This window comes from Salinimicrobium oceani, assembly GCF_012037645.1.
The window spans coordinates 1-746 of the sequence record NZ_JAAVJR010000114.1 but is presented as its reverse complement, the minus strand read 5'-3'; the positions used below and the strand labels follow the sequence as shown (position 1 = coordinate 746).

The 746-nt window shown below is 36.1% G+C and carries 1 protein-coding gene; it reads left to right on the top strand.

The window, feature by feature from the left end:
• On the top strand, window positions 1-572 hold a 572-nt coding region (locus tag HC175_RS15735), incomplete at its 5' end, for a type I restriction endonuclease subunit R, EcoR124 family (RefSeq protein WP_438865945.1).
• Window positions 573-746 lie beyond the last annotated feature (174 nt).

Sequence of the window (746 nt, the reverse complement as noted above, 5' to 3'; positions counted from 1 at the left end):
AAACCTTTGAAGACTACAAGAGCAAATATCTTGATATACGGGATAAGGTAAGAAACGACAATAGCAAAGAGAAGGTTTCTATTCTCGACGATATAGATTTTGAAGTGGAATTGATCCACCGGGATGAAGTCAACGTTGTTTACATACTGACTTTACTTGCAGATCTAAAAGATGCCAAACCACACGATCAGGCCAAGAAGAAAAAACAGATCGAAGATCTAATGGCTTCCGAAACTCAGTTGAGAAGCAAGAAGGAATTGATAGAACGTTTCATTGCCGAAAATCTTCCATTAATCACGGAAAGAGAACATATACCTGATGAATTTGAAAACTTCTGGACAGTCGAAAAGATGAAAGCCCTGGAAGCTTTGAGTATTGATGAAAATCTGGATCAGGAGAAACTAAACAAACTTATAGCTGATTACCTGTTTACCGAAAAGCAACCTTTGAGGGATGAGGTAATCGAAACCATGAAAGAAAAGCCCGGACTAAGAGAAAGGAAAAAGTCTTCTGAAAGGATCATTGACAAGATCAAAGGCTTTATTGAAACCTTTATTAATGGGATGGGATAACCTTAAATTCTAATATATATACCATGTTTGAAAGAACACCTTTTGAAGTAAACATCCGTTCATATGAAGAGTTGGATGAACGAATAAATGCTCTGATTAACTTACACAGCTTAGGATTTACTTCTGAATTTTTTAAAGTTATAATTACTAATCTCGCTAACGGAAGACGTGAAG